Raw genomic sequence first — 23,135 nt, 5'->3', positions numbered from 1 at the left:
CTTGTGCGGCCATCCGCGCGCGCCGGGGCAAGCACCTCGGATGATCAGGCATGGACGTTCCTGTCGGGCGATCTGCTCGACCTGATCCAGTCGACCCTGTGCGTCACCGGATGCACGCCATAGTTGAGGGCTTGGACAAGTTGAACGCAGCGCCATGGGACAAATGCCCTCCTGACTTGAGGTCCAGGCCCAGGATCTTTTCCCCCGGTTCCAGCAAAAACAAAACCAGCATATTCCCCCGCCAACCATTAAAAAAAGCAGCCCTTTGGCACCGATAACATCGTTTCTCGGGGGCACCGCTTATCCCTATATTGATCCGCACTATCTGTGTGAACGACTCAACGTTCACCCCTCAGTGCGAGTAGTCTCAATGAACAAAAAACCTGACAGCGCAGGGCTTGATAATGCGGGCGCCGGGACACGGGCGGTCTGGGGTGGAGAGCAAGTCAGGCATCCCTATAACGCCACGCAGGCGCCTATTGTGCTCAGTGCGGCGTATGGTTACGACGATATCGACGTCTGGTACGACGTCGCCATGGGTAAAGCCCCGGGCTTTATCTATAGCCGCATGAGCAACCCGACGGTCGAGACCCTCGAAGCCAAGATTGGTGAGTTGGAGAAAGCCGAATCCGCAGTCGCATTCAGCAGTGGCATGGCGGCTATCAGCAGTGTGCTTTATACCTTCCTGGCCCAGGGTGACCGCGTGGTGTCGACCAAGGACAGTTACGGCGGCACCAACAAGATTTTCGAGGAGTTCCTGCCGCGCACGGGGGTGGAGGTGACCTTGTGCGAGACGTTCGATCACGAGGCGATCGAACGGGAAATCGCCAGAGGCTGTCAGGTGGTGTACCTGGAAACGCCGACCAATCCGTCCCTGAAGATCCTTGATATCCAACGCCTGGTTGCGGCGGCCAAACGCGTGGGCGCGCTAGTGGTAGCCGACAACACGTTTGCCACACCACTCAATCAGAACCCCTTGGCCCTGGGGGTCGATGTGGTCATTCACAGCGCGACCAAATTCCTCAGTGGTCATGGTGACGTATTGGGCGGCCTGGTCTGCGGCAGTGAAGCCCTGATGGCCAAGGTTCGGCATTACCGTGAAATCAACGGTGCCACCCTTGATCCATTCTCGGCATACATGATCATTCGCGGCATGAAAACCCTGGTGCTGCGCATGCGTCAGCAGCAACACAGCGCCCGTGCCCTGGCAGAATTTCTCTGCACAGAGCCGCTGGTGGCTTCGGTCAATTATCCCGGCCTGGCCGACCACCCGAACCACGCGGTGGCGTGTGCGCAGATGGGCGGTTTTGGCGCCATTGTCAGCTTCGTACTTGTTGGCGGCATGGACTCGGTCAAGCTGCTGCTGCCACGCCTGCGATTTGCCCACTGTGCGGGCAATCTCGGTGCGGTGGAAACCATTTACGGCCCTGCGCGCACCACCAGTCATGTGGAAAACACGCTGGAGGAGCGCCAGGCGCTGGGCATCTCGGAAGGATTAGTGCGGGTTTCGGTGGGTATCGAAGACACCGACGATCTGCTCGACGATTTAAAGCAGGCGTTCGCATTTGTCAGGGGTTTGCGCGATGAAAAAAGTCAGCAGCCCGCCTTCAGCGAGGGCGTGAACTGACCTTTCAAACCTCACGACAGGGCCGTCTGTGAGGCGTTTCATGAAGAGGAATAATAATAAAACTGTGTGGCGACGCTTCTATCTGCCCTCACTACTTTCATGAGAACAACCATGTCCATAACAGAAGAAAAAACCAACACGCGTGCCGGCTTCAAACAGGAAATGCAGACGCGCCACATTGTCATGCTGGCCTTGGGTGGCGTGATTGGCACCGGACTCTTTCTAACCTCCGGCTATACCGTTAACCAGGCAGGCCCGCTGGGTGCGGTGATCGCCTACATCATCGGCGCACTCATGGTGTACATGGTGATGATGTGCCTCGGCGAGCTCGCAGTGCAGATGCCGGAAACCGGCTCGTTCAGCACGTACGCGACCCGTTTTCTCGGCCCAGGCACCGGCTACACCGTGGCCTGGCTGTATTGGCTGACGTGGACGGTGGCCATTGGTTCGGAGTTCACCGCCGCCGGCATCCTGATGACGCGCTGGTTTCCTGACACGCCCGTGTGGATCTGGAGTGCATTGTTTGCCGGGGCGGTATTTTTTACCAACGTGGTCTCGGTCCGTTTGTTCGCCGAGACTGAGTTCTGGCTGTCCCTGATCAAGGTGGTGACGGTCGTGGTGTTCCTGATCATCGGCGGCGGCGCCATTCTCGGCCTGCTCAATATCGATCAGGCCCACAGTATCGGCCTCGGTAACTTCACACGCGAAGGCTTGTTCCCCACCGGTTTCATGTCGATTGCCATGACCTTGCTGGCGGTGTCGTTCGCGTTTTCAGGCACCGAACTGATCGGTATCGCCGCCGGTGAAACCAAGGACCCGCAACGCAATGTGCCACGGGCTATCCGCACCACCGTGCTGCGCCTGGCTATCTTTTTCGTCGGGACCATTTTCGTGCTGGCGACGTTGCTGCCGCGTGAGCAGGCCGGTCTGGTCGAAAGCCCCTTCGTCACCGTGTTCACCTACATCGGTATCCCCTACTCCGCCGACATCATGAACTTCGTGATCATCACCGCGCTGTTGTCGGCGGCCAACTCCGGGCTGTACGCCGCCTCACGGATGCTCTGGACCCTGAGCGACCAAGGGCACCTGCCCAAGCAGTTCTCCCACTTGACCCGCATGGGCACCCCATTGAACGCCATCGTACTGAGCATGGTCGGTGGCGGCGCATCCCTGCTCAGCAGCGTGTTTGCCGCCGACACGGTGTACCTGGCGCTGGTGTCGATTTCCGGGTTGGCGGTGGTGGTGGTGTGGATGAGCATCGCCGCGAGTCAAATTGCATTCCGCCGTCAGTTCGTGGCCAATGGCGGCGACGTGCGCGACCTCAAATTCAGGGTCCGGGGTTACCCGTGGGTGCCTTTGGGCGCACTGGTGTGCTGCAGCCTTGCTTGTGTGGGGATCGCGTTCGACCCGGAACAGCGCGTCGCGTTGTACTTCGGTTTGCCCTTCATCGCCTGGTGCTACTTCGTGTATTACATTACCCGTAACAGCCGCGAACGACGCTTGTCGCTCGCCACCACGGTTCAGCCGTCCCCCTAGACGGTGTGGGCAAGCGTGCTGAGTACCGCGTCAATAAGGTCCAGACCATGAAGCAAAAGCCGCTCCCTCCGTTGAACTGGCTGCGCGCGTTCGAGGTGTCCGCCCGGAGCCTGAACTTTACTCACGCCGCCGACGAACTGTGCCTGACCCAGGGCGCGGTCAGCCAGCAGATCCGCCAACTGGAAAGTCATCTGGGCGTGGCGCTGTTCAAGCGCCTGCCCCGGGGACTGGGGCTGACCGAAGAAGGCCAGGCCTATCTGCCGGTGGTGCAGGATGCGATTACACGGCTGGCGGTGGGCACGAACGAGATTTTTGGCCAGCACAAACGGCGGCCGATCAAGGTGCGTGGCAGCCTGGCGTTTTTCGTCCACTGGCTGGCGCCCAAGCTGGTGGACTTTCGTCAGGCTCACCCCCACCTCGATATCCGCTACATCAGCAATATCTGGATCAAGGAACTGGATGGCGAAGACGATATGGAAATTCGCTGGGGCCATGGTCAATGGCCTGGCCTCGTGTCTCAGCGGCTGACCTGGGACACCTTGTTCCCGGTCTGCTCACCCGCCCTGATGGCGCGATCACCGCTGACGGTGGCGAGCGACGTTGCGCGGCATACGTTGTTGCATGTGCTGGGTTACGAAGAGGGTTGGGGATACTGGCTGAAGATGGTCGGCGCGGACGACGTCGATTCGTCCCGTGGCATGCAGTTCGACACATTGATCTCGACGTTGCGCATGGCCGAACTTGGACAAGGGATTGCGCTGGCACGCTCCTCAATGGTTGACGAGATGCTCAAGGACGGGCGTTTGATCGAGCCCTTCGACCAGCGCATCGAAGCCAGCGAGTCGTTCTACCTGGTACGCGGCTCCGGGGCAGACCAGCACCCCGACGCCATGATGTTTTCTACCTGGCTGGTCGAGCAGGCCCATCGCTACAAATAAATGGCCGGAGCCAAACCATGCACTACATAAGCACTCGAAGTTCGACCGTGCAGGCCGACTTTGAAAAGGTCGTGTTGTCCGGCCTGGCCGACGACGGCGGACTGTTCGTACCCACCGACCTGCCGCTGTTCGAGCCTCAGGATATCGCCAACTGGTCAACCTTGCCCTACGACGAACTGGCGTATCGGATCATACGTCCGTTTGTTGGCGGGACCATCCCCGAAGCGGACCTCAAGCGCCTGCTCAAAGAAGCCAGCAGTCAGTTCAAGCACCGTGCGGTGGCGCCGCTGCATCAGGTCGATCGCAACGAATGGGTGCTTGAGCTGTTCCACGGTCCGACCCGCTCCTCGAAGGATTTCGCCGCGCAGTTGCAGGCGCAACTGGTGCAGTACTTTCTGCATAAGCACCCGCGACGCGCAGTGGTGCTCGGCGCCACCAACGGAGACACCGGACTCGCGGCGATCGAGGCGTTCAAACACAGTAACGACACCCACGTGGTGCTGCTATACCCGGAGTCCGCGGTCGCGCAGCATCAACTGCACGAGTTGCAGGGGGTTGCGCATCCCAATGTGCATACGTTCGCAGTCGCCGGTAGCTTTGACGACTGCCAGCAGCTCGCGAACCGCTTGTTCAGGCATTGGCCCAACCCGCGCCATGAGGCGATCAGCTTCAATTCCAGCAACTGGGTCAACGTGCTGGCGCAGCTCGTGTTTTATTTCTACGCCGTGCTGCAATTGGGCGCAGGTCAACGATCTGTCGGCTTCAGCGTGCCGGCGGCGAGTTTCGCCGAAGTCTACGCAGGCTACATCGCGCAAAAAATGGGCCTGCCGATTACCCAAATCATCGTCGCGACCAACAAAAATGACGCCCTGCATCAGTTGTTCCTCAAGAACCATTACAGCCGCCAGCGCGCTGACAAGACCCTGTCACCGGCCATGGACTTGTCGATTTTCTCCAACCTGGAACGTTTTCTCTGGGAGTTGTATGGACACGACGCTGCGGCAGTCAGTGCGCTGATGGCTGAATTCGAAGCCAGCGGCGAGATGACCATCGCCAACGACTGCTGGTTGCAGGCCCGGATGATCATCGACTCCTATGCGGTCAGCGATGAAGAAACCCTGGCCGAAATCGCCTCGCTCTACCGTGACACGGGCTACCTGATTGACCCCCACACGGCCACCGGAGTACTCGCCGCAAGGCTTTATCGGCGCAGCCTGGTCGCGCCAATGGTCACCCTCGGGGAAACTTCACCGGCCAAATCCGCTGCGCTGCTCAACGAACTGGGCATCACTGTGCCGGGGCAACACTGCCAGGCGACAGCGCACTTACACGCCCAGCGTTACCGGATAACGCCCGACGACGCCGGCCTCCTTTATCAACTGCTCGATACGCTGTGAACGACGGGAGGCAGGGGGCCACATGAAGCGCATTCTGGATCCGCTCGATGAGCGCATCATCGCCGAGTTGCGGCTCAATGCCCGGGCCGCCCACGCTGAGCTGGCGGCCAAGGTCAACCTGTCCCGCAACGCCGTGCGCCAACGGATCGAACGGCTGGAGCGTGACGGTGCAATTCTGGGCTATACGGTACTGACCGGCGACGGGCGCCAAGCCTCATCCCAGATCAACGCAGTGATTTTCGTCTATCGCTATGACCGCATGCGCGGCGAGGATGTCTTGCAGGCCCTGCGGGCAATTCCTGAAGTGATCCAGTGCGACGTCATGAGCGGCGAATTCGACCTGATGCTGCGCGTCGGCGCATCGAGCCCGCAGCGGGTGCATCAGGTCTGGACTCAAATCTCGGCCCTGGAGGGGGTGGAAAATACCGTGACGTCATTCGTTCTATCCTCCGTTGTCTAAACCGGTTTCGCGGTAAAAAAAAGCCAACGATCGTTGGCTTTTTTTGTTCCCCACGCAGCACCTACCCCTTGGTCAAAACGCCCATGAAATAGAGCAAATTGGCATATTTCACTGCCATGGTCGCGCCCCTAATCTTATGCCAGACCACTCATCACACAGATCAAGGGCATAAAAAAATGACTGAATATAAAATTGCGCTGGTGGGCTTCGGTGGCGTCAACCGAGCGTTGGCCCAGTTGATTGCCGAACGCAACGAAGACTGGAAAAACGCACTGGGTTTTACCCTGAAAATCGTCGGTGTCACCGACCTCTTCCTCGGCTCACTGATCAACCGCCAAGGGCTGGATGCCGCCTCACTGGCCGCGCTGCCGGTGACCAAGGGCGCCCTGGCAAACCTACCGGGGGGCGACGCGGTCGCGCGCACTGAAGCCGTGATCAAAGACTCCGGCGCAGACATCATTGCCGAAGCGACCTTCACCAACCCGGTGGACGGCGAACCTGCGACCACGTTCTGTCGCTGGGCCCTGGAAAACGGCCAGCACGTGGTGACCACCAACAAAGGACCGATTGCCCTGCACGGCGCGGCGTTGAAGGCCCTGGCTCAGCGCAACCACGTGGCGTTTGAATACGAAGGCTCGGTGATGAGTGGCACGCCTGTGATCCGCCTGGCCAGGCAATTGCTGGCCGGCAGCAGCATCAACAGCTTCGAAGGCATTCTCAACGGCACCTCCAATTTCGTCCTGACCCGCATGGAAAATGGCCTGGGCTTTACCGAAGCCGTCGAGCAGGCGCAGGCCCTGGGGTACGCCGAAGCCGACCCGACGGCGGATGTCGAAGGCCATGATGTACGTCTCAAGGTGGTGATCCTGGCCAACGAGCTGCTGGATGCATCACTCACCGTCAGCGATGTGCGCTGCAACGGTATCAGCGCCCTCACCCTTGAGGACATCGATCAGGCCCGCCAGAACAATGCACGCTGGAAACTCATTGGCGCCGCCACACGGCATGCCGATGGCTCGGTCAGTGCCAGCGTCGAACCGCGCCTGTTGGGCAACGATCATCCGCTCTCCAGCATCGGCGGCGCCACGAATGCAGTGTCGTTCAGCAGCGACCTGATTGGCACGGTGACGGTTTCGGGACCGGGTGCCGGTCGTACAGAAACAGCCTTTGCGCTGCTGTCGGACATCATCAGCCTTCATCAATCCGCTGCACAGGGTCGGGAGTAAGCCATGAACGTATCGAATTTGGCCCGTACGGTTGGGGCAGCACAAATACAGGTGCTCAATCCCTTTGACGGTGCGCTTGTCGGCACCGTAGCCGACGTGTGTGCGTCCCAGGTTCCGCACTTGCTGGAACAGGGTCGCCAGGGCGTTCGGGCCAGTGCGGGCTTGCCGCGTTATCGCAGGGCACAGATTCTCGAACAGACGGCCTTGAACATCGAACGCGATGCACCGGCATTTGCCCGACTGATCGTCGACGAAGCCGGCAAGACCCTCAAGCAGGCGCAAAAAGAGGTCAAGCGCTGCGTCAACACCCTCAAGCTGTCGGCCGAAGAAGCCCGGCGCAATGCCGGCGAGGTGATCCCTTTTGATGCCTATGAAGGTTCAGAATCGCGCCAGGGTTGGTTCTCCCGCGAGCCCCTTGGCTTGATCGTCGCCATCACGCCATACAACGATCCCTTGAACCTGGTGGCGCACAAGCTCGGCCCAGCCATCGCCGGCGGCAACGCGGTGATTCTCAAACCGTCGCAATTGGCGCCGTTGTCAGCCATGAAACTGGTGGCGTACCTGATCGACGCTGGCTTGCCCGAATCGGTGGTCACGGTTGCCACCGGTGGTGCCGAACTGGGCAAAGCCCTGGTCGCGGCGCGTGACGTGCGCATGATTTCCTTCACCGGAGGCTTTGTCACCGGTGAGCAGATCTCCCGCACCGCAGGCTTGAAGAAACTGGCAATGGACTTGGGCGGCAATGCGCCCGTAATCGTCATGGACGACTGCGACCTTGAGGCCGCAGTGGCGTGTTGCGTGTCCGGCGCCTTCTGGGCGGCAGGACAAAATTGCATCGGCACTCAGCGACTGCTGGTTCATGGGTCCGTTTATGCCGCGTTCCGCGAACGTTTTGTCAGCCAGGCCCAGGCCCTGTTGGTCGGCGACCCGTTGCTTGCCAGCACCGATATCGGCCCGATGATTACCCGGCAAGCGGCGCAGAATGCCGAGCGCGTGGTAGCCGACGCGTTGGCCCAAGGCGCAACCTTGCTGTGCGGGCACACACGACAGGATTCGTGTTACGCCGCCACCGTATTGGAAAACGTCGATCACGCCAGCGCACTCTGGCGCAACGAGGTCTTTGCGCCCGTGGTGGTATTGCAACGGGTTGAGTCCTTCGATGAGGCCATCGCGCTGGCCAACGAGCCTGACTACAGCCTGCACGCCGGTATCTTTACGAGCGACCTGGCGACGGCCTTGAGCGCCGCCCGCAGGATTGAGGCGGGAGGTGTGATGATCAACGACTCGTCCGACTATCGCTTTGATGCAATGCCCTTTGGCGGTTCCAAATACGGCAGCCTCGGCCGTGAGGGCGTGCGTTTCGCCTACGAGGAGATGACCCAACCCAAGGTGGTGTGCCTGAATATCCGGGCTTGATCGATCCAAGGTAGTCAGCAGTGGGAGCGGCTGCCTCCCATTGCCAACCGTCCCAGGCACTCACCGCTGACAGGCATTGATCGGCGGCACTCGCCGACGCCAGGGTTGCGCACGCTCCAACTGCGCAGCAAGGGCGAACAGCGTACTTTCCTCGCCAAAACGGCCCGCGAAGTGGGCGCCCATCGGCAGGCCGACGGCGCTCCAGTACAGCGGCACCGACATCGCCGGTTGCCCGCTGGCGTTGAACAACGCGGTAAACGGTGAGTAGCTGTGAAACTGCTCAATCAGTTCATCCAGGCTCAAGCGGTCGTCCTGCACATCCAGCTCGCCAATCGGTGCCGGCTCACGGGCCAGGGTCGGCGTGAGGATCAGGTCGTATTCCTGCATGAACATCGCCAACTGCCGGCCCAAGCCATGAATCCATTCCACCGCGCCCGCGTAATGTGCCCCGCTGACATCGCCCTTGCTGCGCAAAATGATCCGGGTGCGCGCCTCAAGCTCCTCGGGCTGCACCGCAAAGCCGCGCATCTGTCCCAGCACGTCGAGATAGTGACGGGTACTGGCGCCAATGATGGTGAAGACCTGATCGAGAAATTCCGGCAGTGACACCGGCAACTTCACCGGCTCAACCCGATGGCCCAGGGATTGGCACAATCTGGCGGCCTCCTGCACCGATGCCAACGCTTCGCTGGACGTCGGCCAAGGCCCGAGTTGCTCCACCAGTGCGATGCGCAGCGGCCTAGGGTCGCGCTGTAACGCCGAAACATAGGGCTGCACCTGCACCGGTGCGGCATAGGGTGCGCCGAGGTCGATCCCGGCCGTTGCATCCAACAAGGCGGCGCTGTCACGTACCGACAAGGTGATCCCATGGGGCGTGCCCATGCCGGCCCAGCCTTCGCCGACCATCGGCCCTGATGGCAACAACCCGCGACTGGGCTTGAGGCCAAACACCCCGCAGCAGGACGCCGGCACGCGCAAGGAGCCGCCGCCGTCGTTGCCATGGGCAAACGGGACGACACGCGCCGCCACCAAGGCGGCCGCGCCACCGCTGGAGCCGCCCGCACTGTGGCCGGTGTTCCAGGGGTTGCGTGTGGCGCCAAAGCGCGTGGACTCGGTGGAGTACGACGTGCCGAATTCGGGCGAGGTACTGGTGCCGGCAATCACGCAACCGGCACGGCGCAAACGGGTCACCAGTTCGGCTTCAAAATCTGCGCGAAACCCTCCCAGTGCCTGGGAACCGTTGGTCATCGCCGCGCCGTTGACCGGCGAAAACAAGTCTTTGATCAAAGTCGGTACGCCCGCGAATACGCCGTGGCCGGGCTGCACGGTGCGTGCAGCTTCACGGGCCGATGTGTACAGCCGTTCGGCCACGGCATTGAGCTGCGGCTCGACCCACTCAATCCGGTCAATCACCGCTTCAAGCAACTCGCCGGGGTGCACTTCGCCACGGCGGACCCACTCGGCCAGGCCGGTGGCATCCTCGCTGTCCAACAAATTCTGGATGTTCATGTTTATCTCCTTTTAGTTACGAATGACTTGACCGGAAGGCACCCGGAGCCCCTTTACGTCGGGCGTGCAGGCCTGCCAGCGCCCAGATCGCCGCCGAGGCAAAGCTGGCCAGCGCCAGCCACTGGATGGAGGTGCGCAGGTCACCGGCGTAGACACTGAGCAGCGCCACCACCAGCGGGCTGACAAATTGGCCGAAATACAGGCAAGCCGTGAACCCGCCCAGGCCGCGCCCGCGCGTCCGGGCACTCAGGGCATTCATCACCGGCGCCATCACGTTGGGCACCAGCAGCCCGGCGCCCAGGCCGTGAATCAGCACCGCCACCAGCACCGCGATGTAGCTTTGCCCGCGCATCAGCAGCCACAGCCCCAACCCCAGCAGAGCCAGCAACAGCGCGTTGCAACCGACGATGCCGAAGCGTCGACGCAGCAATGGCCAGGCCAGCGAACCGCCCAGGGTCGCGAGCAAACCCAAGCCCGCCGACAGCCCGATCAGCGTGCTAGAGGTCACTCCCAGGCCGACCAGCAGAATCGGGGCCTGGATCGGCACGATAAAACTCAGGACCATCCCGCTGAGAATCAGCAGATAACCCAGTACCAACGGCACCACGGCTACCCTGCCCGGCTCGGGTTCGTCGAGGGACTCCGGGCGGGTAGCCGGTTCCCACAGCACCTTCATCATCAGCGGCACCAACAGCAATGGCAGCAGGTACAGCAGGAACGGCAGGCGCCAGGAATGCTCGCCCAGCGCGCCGCCCACCACAAAGAACAGCGAGCCCACCAGGCCGATGGTTACTACCTGCCGATTGATGTAGCGCAGCCGTTCCTCACCGTGCCAATAGTCGGCAATCAAGGTGGCGCAACAGATCATCACGGCGGCTTCGGCGCAGCCGAACAACAGGCGCACGCCCACGATGGCCTGCAAGTTATCCAGCAGTGCCGGCAAGGCGCCGAGCACGGCGTATAACAAGGTCGCGATGACCAGCAACGCCTTGCGCCCGACCCGGTCGGCCAACCAGCCGGCCAACGGCGCGCACAGTGCAATCGCCAGCGCCGGCCCGGTGACCGCCAAGGGCACCAGCAAGTCGGCGCGCGGCTCCAGCGGACCAAACGTGGCGCCAAGCTTGGGCAGGATCGGCGCAACCATGACCGCGCCCATGATCGTCAGGCTGCTGCCGAGCATCAGCACCAACCCTTCACGACGACCGCTGGCTTGCCGGGGTGGTGCGTACTCAGAACGTGATGGATTCATGGCCAGCCCCTTAAAAGCTTTGAGAAATGCGCAGCGCCACGGTGTAACCCTCGGCACGGTTGCGCGCGTCGGTTTCCTTGTAGGCATGCAGCCAGACCGGTGGCAGGCCCGGCTTGAAGTAACTCACCGCCGGCCCCACTGCCAGCACCCGTGCCCGGTTGCCCGACTGCAACCCTGGCGCATCGTCATCGCTGAACTGGCGGTAGTAATAACCGCCCAGGCCCAACGTCCACGGGCCGATGTGCTGGCCCACGGCAAACTCGTGGCGGTACTCGACACCGTTTTTGTAATCGGTTGCGGGGTTGCGGGTGTTGACGTCGACTTCAAAGCTTGAGGAAACCTCGAAGCCACTGTCGGTGAGGTAGGTGGCGTTGACGATCGGCGAGAACGTCCAGTGATTGAGACCGGGGGAAACCAGACGGTTCTTGTCGTAGTCACCGGTAGGCGCCTGGATCTGCAATTGGGTGTTGATGAACAGATTCGGCGATGGGTTCCATTGCAGGATCACCGGCAGGAATTGCACATCGGCCAGTCGAAACGGATCAGCCTCCAGGCTCAGCGGCCCAATGGGGGTCGGCACCTTGACGGAAGCGTCCATCTTGAAAAACGGCACCACCACGCCAAACCCATAGTGGGCGCCGAGTACAGTGTGATCAGTCATGCGCATATAGGCGACGCCAATCGACAAGACGTCCAACGAGAAGTGGTTGTCGATCGAACGGCCGCTGCGGTCCTTCTGCACATTGGCCGAGTAGAACGCCGTACGCAGCCCGATGGTGCCGAACGGCGTGGCCGGTGGCATCATCCCCGCGCCGAAGTCATACACGCCGACCGCCGTGGTCGGCGCGCCGTTCTCGGTTGCCTGGACGCCGGCGCAGCAACCGAGCAGCCCCAGGGTGAACAACGTCTTGCGTGCAGCGCTTGCGTTATTGTTATTGCTCATCGAATGCCCCTCCCAGCAAGTGGTGTGGGTCATCCTAGGCAGCAGCGCCGTGGGCGGGTTATCCGTTTTCAGCAGAGTTGCGTACGGCGCAGGGTCTGTGAAGGGGTTTCACCAAACAGGGTGCGATAGTCACCGGAGAAGCGGCTCAAATGCCAGAACCCCCAGCGTGCCGCGACGTCCTGTACGTTCAGGGATTGGGTGCTCATTCGCAGTTCACGACGCACTGCATTGAGGCGCAACGCACGCAAATACGCCACCGGATTGATCCCCAGGGTTTCCTGGAAACAATATTGGAGTTTGCGCCGGCTGGCGCCGATGTGGTTACACAGGTCGAGGATCGACAACGGCTCGTCGAGGTGACTCAGCGCGTATTCCCGTGCGCGGTCGACCATCCTTTTGCGCGCGGTGGGGTTGAGCGGTGGCGCGTGATCCGGCGCAATCAGCTCAAGCACGTGCAGCATCACCGAATCCCGCAGGCCACGGCGGATCGAATCGTGGCCAAGCAACGCATCCCGCGCTTGCTCGGAGCCGGACAGTGCCTCGAACAGCGCCGCGAGTTCAGCCTGCACAGACGAGTCACCCAAGCGGTAACACTTGGGAAGATCGGTAATTCGAAAGTGGCTGCCCTGACGCTCCAGCACATGCTCAAGGACGTACTCGTCAATGGCCACACTGAGCAAATCCAGGTGTTGGGGAGTGTGCAACTCAGGAAGATGCTCACCGTGGGCGACCAACAGGCTTGGCTCATGGATCGGATGCCCCGAGCAATACACCGGGCCATCGGCACTCAAGGGGATGCTGAAGGTGATCGCGCCTTTCCACGCCATGCCACTTTTGATCATGGCCTGATTAGAGCGGTCGCGGGCCAATTGCATCCAGTCCGACCGGAACGCCACCAACTCCCCTTCAAAGGCCCCCGCAGACACTTGATCGTAGCGAACCTGCCAGCCGTGCATATTGCGAGCGTGCTCGTCGATATCGCGGGTCAGAAAACGTTGGAGCGCTGGCGCCCCTCGGGCAACCACCGCGGCCTCAGGCATCAGCACATTATTGTTGTTCATTGACCCAACCTTTTTCAGTTGCAAGGCTTACCGGTCAGGTACAAGGCAAGTTCCATTCCGAACTCAGGTGATGCGGCACATTTGTGCCGAAAACGGATAGCGATCGGTGCTGCGCGGGGCGAACACATTCACTTATTAACTAAATTTAGCCCATCAAGGCTTTATGTTTTTCAGCTCGTTGAGCAAACCCAGCAGTTGCTCCATTTTTTCCGCGCCAAACTGTTCCTCGATTTTCTGGTAGTTGCTTTCCATGCCTTCACTCATGGAAACGAAGCACTGCTGGCCGCGTTCGGTGAGGGCGACGAACACGCGGCGCTGATCCTGGCTGGACTTCTGCCGACGCACCAGGCCGTCACGCTCCAGGCGACTCAGCACGCCAGTCATGCTCGGTTTGAGAATGCATGCCTGCTGGGCGAGTTGATGGCTTTCAAGTTCCCCCTGCTGGCGCAGTATGCGAATGACGCGCCACTGTTGTTCAGTCAGTTCGTGCTGGTTCAGGGCGGGTCGGAAAAAAGCCATTGCGGCTTCACGGGCTTGCAGCAAGGTCAGGGTCAGCGAAGGTCGGGGGTTGGCCATATCGGCACCACTTGAGGGGGCGAGTCGGCAGCTTAGTGTCGCCGGCCTGTCCGTGCAAGCCGCGCGCAAGCCTGTGAAAAGTGCAATCGGTTCCGTGTAAAAGCCATTCTGTCACACCGCTGCGCTGGTCATGCTGATCCGTACAAGATCAACAAGATCAAGGCGCAGTTCCCCATGCCTGTCTCAACGCAGCCCCAATTGTCGCTGGCGGTACTCCCCCGGAGTGAGCTGTGCGTAGCGCTGGAAAAACCGACTGAAGTAGGCCGGGTCCTTGAAGCCGAGCTGGTAGCAGATCTCGTTGGCGGAGCTGCCCGTGAACATCAGCAGCCGCTTGGCCTCCTGCATGAGCCGCTCCAGGATCAGGCGCTTGGACGGCAGGTCGGCGATGCGCCGGCACACATCGTTGAGTCGCGCCTCGGTCACCCCGATGCCTTGCGCATACCGGGACAAGGGCCAGTGTTGCTGGTAGTGCGCTTCGATCAGCTCGTTGAAACGGTGGAAAATCCTCAAGTCTTCGTGCCGCGCAGGCGTGGCTTTCAGCGAGTGGGAGCACAGCCGCAGCAGGCTGATCATGATCAAGCGCGTCAGGCTGTCCAGGGCCGCACTGTGCCCTGGGCGCTGGGCCTCGACCTCTGCACTGAGTTCCTCGAACAGAAAATCCAATCGACGGACCTCATTCGCGTCATGCAGGCCCAACTGCGCCAGCGCCACGCACGCGGCCGGGAGTTGCGCGCCCGCCGGCGCCAGGCTGGGATCAGCATCGATCAGTTGCCAGACCAGTTGCTGGCGCACCGTCAACACATGCCCGTCACTGTCGGCCTCGGTCACAAAGGAGTGCGGCACCGTGGGCGGCGTGAGAAAGAACATCGGCCCCGACTCGACGTATTGCTGGTCGTCCAGATACACCCGCACCGTACCGCTTTTCACGTAGTGAACCTGGAAGAACCGGTCGTGCCGGTGGATCGGCATATTGCGCCCGAAGAAACCCGCGAGGTTGGCCAGCCGGTCGTAGTGGACCTGCGCGTCGCTGTAGCGCTGGTCGTACACCTGGCCAATGTTGATGTTGGGAATGGGTTGTCGGTCGGTCATCGCACGCTACTCATTTTTATTCTGATTGCCGGGGTGCTGCCACGCTCATCCTGCACCGATTTGGGCAGCGCAACCACCGCGAGAACAGTCTGCCACGCTTGACGATAGTTAACATCTTAATTATAACTGTTAACACATTAACAATATTCAGAGCCTCCCCATGGCTCTGCCAGGAGAAAGCATGAGCCATGCCTTGCATGACGTCGCGACCGGCACTCTTTTTGGTGTGGCGCTCAACTACCAAGGGCTGCTGAAACAGCGCCTCGCCGAATTCGAGCAGCCGCCATATCAGAAGCCGCCGGTCAAACCGGTGCTGTTTATCAAGACGCCCAATACGCGCAATCAGCACGGTGCAGCGGTGGTGCATCCAGGCCAGGGCGAGCGCCTGCAACCCGGCCCAGCCCTGGGCGTGGTGATGGGCAAGAGCGCCAGCCGCGTCAGCCAGGGCGACGCACTCGATTACGTCGCCGGATTCACCATCGTTAATGAATTCAGCCTGCCGGAAGACAGCTACTACCGCCCCGCCGTCAAAGCCAAATGCCGGGATGGCTTCTGTTCCGTCGGGCCCGAATTGATCCCTACCGCCCAAGTCACAGACCCGCACAGCCTGGCGATCACGCTGTACGTCAACGGCGAGATTCGCCAGCAAAACACCACGGCTAACTTCGTGCGCAACATTCCTTTGCTCATCGCCGAAATCAGCGAGTTCATGACCCTGCACGCTGGCGATGTGTTGATCACTGGCACTCCGGAAGGTCGCGTGGATGTGCTGCCGGGTGACACCGTCGAAGTCGAAATCAGTGGTTTGGGCCGCCTCGTTAACCACGTCGTGGCCGAGTAACAGGAGCTTCCATGAAACACGCCCGTATCCAGTTTGAAGGCGAAGTGCACCTCGCCCATGTCGAAGACCACAACGCCGTGCGCCTGGCCGATGGCCGCCTGCTGGCCGAACATCAAGTGCAATGGCTGCCACCGGCCACAGGCAGCATGTTTGCCCTGGGCCTGAACTATGCCGATCACGCCGCCGAGCTGGCGTTCAAGCCGCCGACCGAGCCGCTGGCCTTCATTAAGTCTCCAGGCACTTACACCGGTCACAACCAAGTGACATGGCGCCCGGACAACGTCGCCTACATGCACTACGAGTGCGAGCTGGTGGCCGTCATTGGCAAGCCCGCGCGCAACGTCAAGCGCGAAGACGCCCTGGACTACGTGGCGGGCTACACGGTGTGCAACGACTACGCGATTCGCGACTACCTGGAAAACTACTACCGCCCCAACCTGCGGGTGAAAAACCGCGACGCCACCACGCCTGTCGGCCCGTGGATCGTCGATGTGGCCGATGTGCCAGACCCAAGCAACCTGACCCTTCGCACGTGGATCAACGGTGAACTGCGCCAGGAAGGCAGTACCAGAGACATGATTTTCGACATCCCCTACCTGATCGAATACCTGTCCAGCTTCATGACCTTGCAGCCCGGCGACATGATCGCCACCGGCACGCCGGAAGGCCTGGCCGACGTGGTGCCCGGTGATGAAGTGATCGTGGAAGTCGAAGGCGTCGGCCGCCTGGTCAATCGAATTGTCAGCGAAGCGGCGTTCTTCAACGCCCGTAAAGAGGCTTGAGCAGCATGATCAAACATTGGATCAACGGCCGTGAGGTCGAAAGTAAAGACGTGTTCGTCAACTACAACCCAGCCACCGGTGAAGCCATCGGCGAAGTCGCCAGCGGCGGTGCCGAGGAAGTCGCGCAAGCTGTGGCCGCCGCCAAGGAAGCCTTTCCCAAATGGGCTGGCACACCGGCCAAAGAGCGTGCGCGCTTGATGCGCAAGCTGGGCGAACTGATTGAACAGAACGTGCCGCACCTGGCCGAACTGGAAACCCTCGACACCGGCCTGCCGATTCACCAGACCAAAAACGTGCTGATCCCCCGCGCCTCGCACAACTTCGATTTCTTCGCCGAAGTCTGCACACGCATGGACGGGCACAGCTACCCGGTCGATGACCAGATGCTCAATTACACCCTGTACCAGCCAGTGGGTGTATGCGCGCTGGTCTCGCCGTGGAACGTGCCGTTCATGACGGCTACCTGGAAGACCGCGCCGTGCCTGGCGCTGGGTAATACTGCCGTGCTGAAAATGTCTGAATTGTCGCCATTGACCGCTAACGAACTGGGGCGCCTGGCCGTCGAAGCCGGCATCCCCAACGGCGTCTTGAACGTGATCCAAGGCTATGGCGCAACGGCGGGTGATGCGTTGGTGCGTCACCCGGACGTGCGCGCGATTTCCTTCACCGGCGGCACCGCCACCGGCAAGAAAATCATGCAGACCGCCGGCCTGAAAAAGTACTCCATGGAACTGGGCGGCAAGTCGCCGGTGCTGATCTTTGAAGATGCCGACCTGGAACGCGCCCTCGATGCCGCCCTGTTCACGATCTTCTCCCTCAATGGCGAGCGCTGCACCGCCGGCAGCCGCATCTTTATCCAGGAAAGCGTCTATCCGCAGTTTGTCGCCGAGTTTGCTGCGCGCGCCAAACGCCTGATCGTCGGCGACCCGCAAGACCCGAAAACCCAGGTCGGCTCGATGATCACCCAGGCCCACTACGACAAGGTCACCGGCTACATCAAGATCGGCCTCGAAGAGGGCGCCACCCTCCTCGCCGGCGGCCTCGAACGTCCGGCCAACTTGCCGGCGCACTTGAGCAAAGGCCAGTTCATCCAACCGACGGTGTTCGCTGACGTGAACAACAACATGCGTATTGCCCAGGAAGAAATCTTCGGCCCGGTGGTGTGCCTCATTCCCTTCAAGGACGAAGCCGAAGCCCTCAAACTGGCCAACGAAACCGACTATGGCCTGGCGTCGTACATCTGGACCCAGGACATCGGCAAGGCGCATCGTCTGGCCTATGGCATCGAAGCCGGGATGGTGTTCATCAACAGCCAGAACGTGCGCGACCTGCGTCAGCCGTTCGGCGGCGTGAAGGGCTCCGGCACCGGCCGTGAAGGCGGCCAGTACAGCTTCGAAGTGTTCGCCGAGATCAAGAATGTATGCATCTCGATGGGCAGCCATCACATTCCACGCTGGGGCGTTTGAGTCACACCAGCCCCCTAAGACAACAACAATAATTTCAGGAGAATCATCATGGGCGAAGTCGTCCTGGCGGCGAAAATCTGCCACGTTCCCTCGATGTATTTATCGGAGCTGCCCGGCAAGCACCATGGCTGCCGTGAAGCAGCGATTGCCGGTCACAAAGAGATCGGCCGCCGCGCCCGCGAACTGGGCGCCGACACCGCCGTAGTGTTTGACGTGCACTGGCTGGTCAACAGCGCCTATCACGTCAACAGCGGTGAGCACTTCAAGGGCACCTACACCAGTAACGAGCTGCCGCACTTCATCAAGAACATGGACTACGAATACCCAGGCTGCCCGGAACTTGGCGAGTTGATCGCCGCCGAGGCCAATGCGGCCGACGTGCGTACCCTGGCCCACAACATCCCCAGCCTGGAGCTGGAATACGGCACCCTGGTACCGATGCGCTACATGCACATGGGCGTACCGGACGCGCAGAAATTCAATGTGGTATCGATTGCCGCCTGGTGTGCCTGGCATCGCCTGCAAGACAGCTTCACGTTCGGCGCCGCCGTGCGCCGGGCCATCGAGAAGAGCGACCGCAAAGTCGTGGTGCTGGCTTCCGGCTCACTGTCGCACCGGTTCTCCGACGACCGTAATGCCGAAGCCAATATCCATAACTGGACGCGCGAGTTCGACAAACAGGTCGATCTGCATGTGGTGGAGCTCTGGCGCCAAGGCCGCTGGAAAGAGTTCTGCGCGATGCTTCCGGACTACGCCGAACACTGCTTCGGCGAAGGCAAGATGCACGACACCGCGATGCTTCTCGGGTTGCTCGGCGGGCCGGATTACGACAAGCCCGCCGAAATCATCACCGCCCCGTTCGGCAGCTCCGGCACCGGGCAGATCAACGCCATTTTCCCCGTTTGACCGTATGGCCGCACGGTGTCCCCGCGCGGTCTGAAGGAGCCGTCCATGCCCCACTTCATCGCTGAATACACCGACAACATCGAGCAGCAGGCGGACTTGCCTGGCCTGTTTGAAAAAGTCCATGCCACCCTGGGCGACAGCGGTGTGTTCCCGCTGGGCGGCATCCGCAGCCGAGGCGTGCGCCTGGATACCTGGCGCATGGCCGACGGCAAGCACGACTACGCCTTCGTGCACATGACGCTCAAGGTCGGCCATGGCCGCGACCTGGCGACCCGTCAGCAAGTCGCCGAACACCTCTTCGAGGTGATCACCGCGCACTTTGCCGAGCTTCAGGCCCAACGCCTGCTGGCCCTGTCGTTTGAAATGATCGAGCTGCACGAGCAGCTCAACTTCAAGCAGAACAACGTGCACGCCTTCCTCAAGGCCCAGCTGGGCTAGCACGCCCTGCCCGTTCACTCCATCGGCCTTCTCAGACAAAAAGTATAAAACCATGAGCACAGCCAATCTCGCCGACAGCCTCGGCAGCGTCACCCGCGACCGCACCCACAGCACCATCACCTGGCGGCTGATGCCGCTGTTGTTGATCTGCTACCTCTTTGCCCACCTCGACCGCATCAACATCGGCTTCGCCAAGATGCAAATGAGCGCCGACCTGAATTTCAGCGACACGGTCTACGGCTTCGGCGCCGGTCTGTTCTTTGTCGCTTACGCGCTGTTCGGCGTACCGAGCAACATGGCCCTGGACCGTGTGGGTCCCAGGCGCTGGATCGCCACGTTGATGGTGGTGTGGGGCGCGCTGTCGACCTGCATGTTCATGGTCGACAGCGCCACGGGCTTCTATGTGCTGCGCTTTTTGCTCGGAGTGGCCGAGGCGGGTTTCTTCCCAGGCATCCTGGTCTTCCTCAACCGTTGGTACCCGGCTGGTCGGCGTGCGCAAGTCACCGCCTTGTTTGCGATTGCGGTGCCCATGGCCGGGGTGATTGGAGGGCCACTGTCGGGCGGCATTCTTGAGCACTTCCATGACCTGGGCAGCCTGCGCGGCTGGCAGTGGATGTTTGTCATCGAGGGCGCGCCGGTCATCCTGCTCGGGCTGGTGGTGCTCAAGTGCCTGCCGGACAGTTTCGAGACCGTTACCTGGCTGACGCCCGCGCAGAAGCAACAACTGCGCGAACAACTGACGAAGGAAGAACAGCGCAAATCGATCACCTCGTTCTCCGCGATTCTGCGTAACCCGCAAGTCTGGCTGTTGGTGGCGGTGTATTTCGCGGTGATGCTGGCGGTCAACACCCTGGCGTTCTGGATGCCAACACTGATCCACGGCGCCGGGGTCGGCAGCGACGGCAAGGTCGGACTGCTCAGTGCAGTGCCGTATCTGGCGGGTTGCTTTTTCATGATCGGCTGCGGGCGTTCGTCGGATCGCCAGCGTGAACGCCGCTGGCACCTGTGCGTGCCGTTGCTGATGGCGGCCGCCGGTATTGCCATCGTCGGGCTCGCTCCGGCCAACCCGACCCTGGTGCTGAGCGGCCTGATCCTCGCCGGCATGGGCGCCAGCGCGGCATTGCCGATGTTCTGGCAGTTACCTCCGGCGTTTCTCTCCAACACCACTCAGGCCGCCGGCATCGCCTTGATCAGTTCCTTCGGCAGCATCGCGTCTTTCTTTGCGCCCTATCTGATTGGCTGGATGCGCGACACCACCCACAGCGCCAGCCTGGCCCTTTACTCCCTGGCGCTGCTTATTGCACTCGGTGGCCTGCTGGTGCTGCGCACCCAGGCCGCCATCGTCAACCCTCACTGAGAGACCTTTGTCATGCTTGATCAACAGCTCATCCAGCAAGCCGCCGCCCGTCTTGACCAGGCCGAAAGGTCACGGGAACAGGTGCGCCAGTTTTCCCTGGAGCACCCGACGATCACGATCGAAGACGCCTACGCCATCCAGCGCGCCTGGGTCGCCCAAAAGATCAAGGACGGGCGCAAGCTGGTCGGCCACAAGATCGGCCTGACCTCCCGCGCCATGCAAGTGTCGTCCAACATCACCGAGCCGGATTACGGCGCGCTGCTCGATGACATGTTCTTCGATGAAGGCACCGACATCCCCTTCGAGCGCTTTATCGTGCCGAGGGTCGAGGTGGAGTTGGCGTTCATCCTGGGCAAACCGCTTAAAGGCCCGAATGTGACGGTGTTCGATGTGCTGGACGCCACCGAGTGGGTGATCCCGGCGCTGGAGATCATCGATGCGCGTATCCAACAGGTCGACCCGCACACCAACGCCACCCGCAAGGTGTTTGACACCATCTCCGACAATGCCGCCAACGCGGGCGTGGTCATGGGCGGACGCGCCGTGCGCCCCACTGAAATCGACCTGCGCAAAGTGCCGGCAGTGCTCTACCGCAATGGTGTGATCGAAGAATCCGGCGTATCGGCCGCCGTGCTCAATCACCCGGCCAAGGGCGTGGCCTGGCTCGCCAATAAACTCGCCGCGTATGACGTGACCCTGCAACCTGGGCAAATCATCCTCGGCGGTTCCTTCACCCGGCCGGTGGCGGCCAACCCTGGCGATACCTTTCATGTCGACTACGACATGCTTGGCTCGATTGCCTGCCGCTTCGTTTAACAGGAGATCGCTCGATGGACATGCCTATCAACACCTTCAAGCAACGCCTGCACAGCGGTGAGGCCCAGATCGGCCTGTGGTTGGGTTTATCCGATGCCTATTGCGCAGAACTGGCCGCCAACGCCGGGTTTGACTGGCTGCTGATCGACGGCGAACACGCGCCCAACGACCTGCGCGGCATGCTCGGCCAGCTCCAGGCCGTGGCGCCCTACCCCAGCCACCCGGTGATCCGCCCGGTCATCGGTGACACCGCGCTGATCAAACAAGTGCTCGATATCGGCGTACAAACCTTGCTGGTGCCCATGGTGGAAAGCGCAGCGCAGGCACGGGAACTGGTCAAGGCGATCCACTACCCGCCCAACGGCGTGCGCGGCGTCGGCAGCGCGCTGGCACGGGCATCGCGCTGGAACAGCATCCCCGATTACCTCGACAAAGCCGACGAGCAGATGTGCTTGCTGGTGCAGATCGAAAGCCGTGAAGGCCTGGCCAACCTGGATGCGATTGCGGCGGTAGAGGGCGTGGATGGTGTGTTTATCGGCCCGGCGGACCTGAGCGCCTCGATGGGTTTTCGCGGCAACCCCGGCCATCCTGACGTGCAGGCGGCGATTGAACACGCCATCGCCCGTATCCGCAGCGCCGGCAAGGCCGCCGGCATCCTCAGCGCCGACCAGGCCTTGGCGCGGCGTTACATCGAACTGGGCGCGGCGTTCGTCGCAGTGGGCGTCGACACCACCGTGCTGATGCGCGGATTGCAAAGCCTCGCGGCGGCCTTCAAAGATGCACCGGCGCCCACAAGCACTGCCGGTGCTATCTACTGATGCTGTGGTATTCGCGTTTGCTTTGGCTTTGCCGTCAAACACGCTGTCCGAACGCAGGATTGAATCCGTGGGCTAACCCGGCAGGACGCCGGGTTAGCCCTATCAACGCTTGAGCGTCTTCAGCTCATTGAGCAACGCCAGCAACGTCTGCAACTTCTCCTCACCAAAGCCCGCCTGCAAGCGCTGATAATTCGCCTCCATGCACTGACTCATCGAGGCAAAACACGCCTGACCTTTGTCGGCCAACCGCACCAGCACACGCCGCTGGTCCTGCTGCGCCTTGCGCCGTTCAACCATGCCAGCGGCCTCCATACGAACCAGCACACCGGTCATGCTCGGTTTGAGGATGCACGCAAGCTCCGCCAGACGATTAATCTCCAGCTCATCGTGCTGGCTCAGGATGCGAATGACCCGCCATTGCTGCTCGGTCAAACCGTGTTGGTTAAGCGAAGGACGAAAAAACCCCATGGCGGCTTCACGCGCTTGGAGCAAAGTAAGGGTCAGGGATTGGCGCGGTTTGGGCATGGGTGCAGGCGTCGCAATTAGTTAACAGATTAACAACATTCTAGCACCCGCGACTGATCACCGTGTGCCGCTTTACCGCCTGGCCGGCTCCAGGGTGGACAGTGGCAGCCAGGGTCAAGACCGACGGCACACAGAATCAAGACACCTACCGCTCGGAAG

Annotated in this window: 23 protein-coding genes; 15 read left to right on the top strand and 8 right to left on the bottom strand. The window is 61.2% G+C overall.

The annotated features are described in order from the left end of the window. Positions 1–103: 103 nt before the first annotated feature. Complete coding sequence (locus ACEN2T_RS01300) at positions 104–232, bottom strand: hypothetical protein (protein ID WP_442116148.1); 129 nt, start codon at positions 230–232, stop codon at positions 104–106. Between the two features lie 138 nt (positions 233–370). On the opposite strand from ACEN2T_RS01300, the gene ACEN2T_RS01295 reads away from it, so the two are divergent. From ACEN2T_RS01295 to ACEN2T_RS01265, 7 genes are all read left to right on the top strand, one after another. Beyond that, on the top strand, positions 371–1,627 hold the full coding sequence (locus ACEN2T_RS01295; protein WP_442116147.1) for a cystathionine gamma-synthase family protein: 1,257 nt from the start codon (positions 371–373) through the stop codon (positions 1,625–1,627). 111 nt (positions 1,628–1,738) lie between these two features. Continuing rightward, positions 1,739–3,163 carry an amino acid permease gene (locus ACEN2T_RS01290; protein WP_032891407.1) on the top strand — a complete coding sequence of 475 codons (1,425 nt, stop codon included), beginning with the start codon at positions 1,739–1,741 and terminating at the stop codon, positions 3,161–3,163. Between the two features lie 47 nt (positions 3,164–3,210). Further along, positions 3,211–4,101: a LysR substrate-binding domain-containing protein gene (locus ACEN2T_RS01285; RefSeq protein WP_442116146.1), complete on the top strand. Its 891-nt coding sequence runs from the start codon at positions 3,211–3,213 to the stop codon at positions 4,099–4,101. 17 nt (positions 4,102–4,118) lie between these two features. After that, positions 4,119–5,498, top strand: a complete 1,380-nt coding sequence (thrC, locus tag ACEN2T_RS01280) for a threonine synthase (RefSeq protein WP_442116145.1) — start codon at positions 4,119–4,121, stop codon at positions 5,496–5,498. Positions 5,499–5,520: 22 nt separating this feature from the next. Continuing rightward, positions 5,521–5,958 (top strand): Lrp/AsnC family transcriptional regulator, encoded by a 438-nt coding sequence (locus tag ACEN2T_RS01275; RefSeq protein ID WP_401379533.1) that lies wholly within the window; start codon positions 5,521–5,523, stop codon positions 5,956–5,958. 176 nt (positions 5,959–6,134) lie between these two features. Next, on the top strand, positions 6,135–7,184 hold the full coding sequence (locus ACEN2T_RS01270; RefSeq protein WP_122681046.1) for a homoserine dehydrogenase: 1,050 nt from the start codon (positions 6,135–6,137) through the stop codon (positions 7,182–7,184). Positions 7,185–7,187: 3 nt separating this feature from the next. Continuing rightward, a complete protein-coding gene (locus ACEN2T_RS01265) occupies positions 7,188–8,600 on the top strand; it encodes an aldehyde dehydrogenase family protein (RefSeq protein ID WP_442116144.1) in 1,413 nt (470 codons plus the stop codon). Positions 8,601–8,660: 60 nt separating this feature from the next. Here the strand turns inward: ACEN2T_RS01265 and ACEN2T_RS01260 are convergent, their stop codons facing one another. The 6 genes from ACEN2T_RS01260 to hpaA all read right to left on the bottom strand — a co-directional run bounded on the left by ACEN2T_RS01260 (position 8,661) and on the right by hpaA (position 15,027). Continuing rightward, complete coding sequence (locus tag ACEN2T_RS01260) at positions 8,661–10,109, bottom strand: amidase (RefSeq protein WP_442116143.1); 1,449 nt, start codon at positions 10,107–10,109, stop codon at positions 8,661–8,663. A gap of 16 nt (positions 10,110–10,125) precedes the next feature. Further along, positions 10,126–11,358, bottom strand: a complete 1,233-nt coding sequence (locus tag ACEN2T_RS01255) for an MFS transporter (protein WP_442116142.1) — start codon at positions 11,356–11,358, stop codon at positions 10,126–10,128. A 10-nt stretch (positions 11,359–11,368) separates the two neighbouring features. Continuing rightward, positions 11,369–12,301, bottom strand: coding sequence for a SphA family protein (locus tag ACEN2T_RS01250; protein ID WP_442116141.1), 933 nt, complete (start codon positions 12,299–12,301; stop codon positions 11,369–11,371). Between the two features lie 68 nt (positions 12,302–12,369). Further along, positions 12,370–13,362 (bottom strand): helix-turn-helix domain-containing protein, encoded by a 993-nt coding sequence (locus ACEN2T_RS01245; RefSeq protein WP_122753254.1) that lies wholly within the window; start codon positions 13,360–13,362, stop codon positions 12,370–12,372. 153 nt (positions 13,363–13,515) lie between these two features. Further along, complete coding sequence (gene hpaR, locus ACEN2T_RS01240; protein WP_032891392.1) at positions 13,516–13,938, bottom strand: homoprotocatechuate degradation operon regulator HpaR; 423 nt, start codon at positions 13,936–13,938, stop codon at positions 13,516–13,518. Between the two features lie 183 nt (positions 13,939–14,121). Beyond that, positions 14,122–15,027 (bottom strand): 4-hydroxyphenylacetate catabolism regulatory protein HpaA, encoded by a 906-nt coding sequence (hpaA, locus tag ACEN2T_RS01235; protein WP_260366907.1) that lies wholly within the window; start codon positions 15,025–15,027, stop codon positions 14,122–14,124. Positions 15,028–15,208: 181 nt separating this feature from the next. On the opposite strand from hpaA, the gene ACEN2T_RS01230 reads away from it, so the two are divergent. Genes ACEN2T_RS01230 through hpaI form a run of 8 tightly spaced genes read left to right on the top strand, consistent with a single transcriptional unit; the run spans position 15,209 to position 22,451 of the window. After that, complete coding sequence (locus ACEN2T_RS01230; RefSeq protein ID WP_181640027.1) at positions 15,209–15,868, top strand: fumarylacetoacetate hydrolase family protein; 660 nt, start codon at positions 15,209–15,211, stop codon at positions 15,866–15,868. Between the two features lie 11 nt (positions 15,869–15,879). Then, positions 15,880–16,650 (top strand): fumarylacetoacetate hydrolase family protein, encoded by a 771-nt coding sequence (locus tag ACEN2T_RS01225; protein WP_122681050.1) that lies wholly within the window; start codon positions 15,880–15,882, stop codon positions 16,648–16,650. A gap of 5 nt (positions 16,651–16,655) precedes the next feature. After that, the gene (gene hpaE / locus ACEN2T_RS01220) at positions 16,656–18,116 is read left to right on the top strand and encodes a 5-carboxymethyl-2-hydroxymuconate semialdehyde dehydrogenase (RefSeq protein WP_032891388.1); all 1,461 of its coding nucleotides are present in this window, start codon (positions 16,656–16,658) and stop codon (positions 18,114–18,116) included. Positions 18,117–18,164: 48 nt separating this feature from the next. Next, positions 18,165–19,022, top strand: a complete 858-nt coding sequence (hpaD, locus tag ACEN2T_RS01215) for a 3,4-dihydroxyphenylacetate 2,3-dioxygenase (protein ID WP_032891387.1) — start codon at positions 18,165–18,167, stop codon at positions 19,020–19,022. A 45-nt stretch (positions 19,023–19,067) separates the two neighbouring features. Then, complete coding sequence (locus ACEN2T_RS01210) at positions 19,068–19,460, top strand: 5-carboxymethyl-2-hydroxymuconate Delta-isomerase (protein ID WP_099602413.1); 393 nt, start codon at positions 19,068–19,070, stop codon at positions 19,458–19,460. Between the two features lie 52 nt (positions 19,461–19,512). Further along, positions 19,513–20,817 (top strand): MFS transporter, encoded by a 1,305-nt coding sequence (locus tag ACEN2T_RS01205; RefSeq protein WP_442116140.1) that lies wholly within the window; start codon positions 19,513–19,515, stop codon positions 20,815–20,817. Positions 20,818–20,829: 12 nt separating this feature from the next. Beyond that, complete coding sequence (gene hpaH, locus ACEN2T_RS01200; protein ID WP_032891384.1) at positions 20,830–21,633, top strand: 2-oxo-hept-4-ene-1,7-dioate hydratase; 804 nt, start codon at positions 20,830–20,832, stop codon at positions 21,631–21,633. A 14-nt stretch (positions 21,634–21,647) separates the two neighbouring features. Further along, complete coding sequence (hpaI, locus tag ACEN2T_RS01195) at positions 21,648–22,451, top strand: 4-hydroxy-2-oxoheptanedioate aldolase (RefSeq protein WP_099602411.1); 804 nt, start codon at positions 21,648–21,650, stop codon at positions 22,449–22,451. 102 nt (positions 22,452–22,553) lie between these two features. Here the strand turns inward: hpaI and hpaR (ACEN2T_RS01190) are convergent, their stop codons facing one another. Next, positions 22,554–22,976 carry a homoprotocatechuate degradation operon regulator HpaR gene (gene hpaR, locus ACEN2T_RS01190; RefSeq protein WP_032891381.1) on the bottom strand — a complete coding sequence of 141 codons (423 nt, stop codon included), beginning with the start codon at positions 22,974–22,976 and terminating at the stop codon, positions 22,554–22,556. Between the last annotated feature and the right edge of the window lie 159 nt (positions 22,977–23,135).

Origin of the sequence: Pseudomonas sp. W22_MBD1_FP4 (assembly GCF_052113765.1) — a bacterium.
Taxonomy (GTDB): Bacteria; Pseudomonadota; Gammaproteobacteria; order Pseudomonadales; family Pseudomonadaceae; genus Aquipseudomonas; species Aquipseudomonas sivasensis.
Note: the sequence above shows the minus strand (reverse complement) of the source record. Positions and strands in the feature narration are given on the sequence as shown.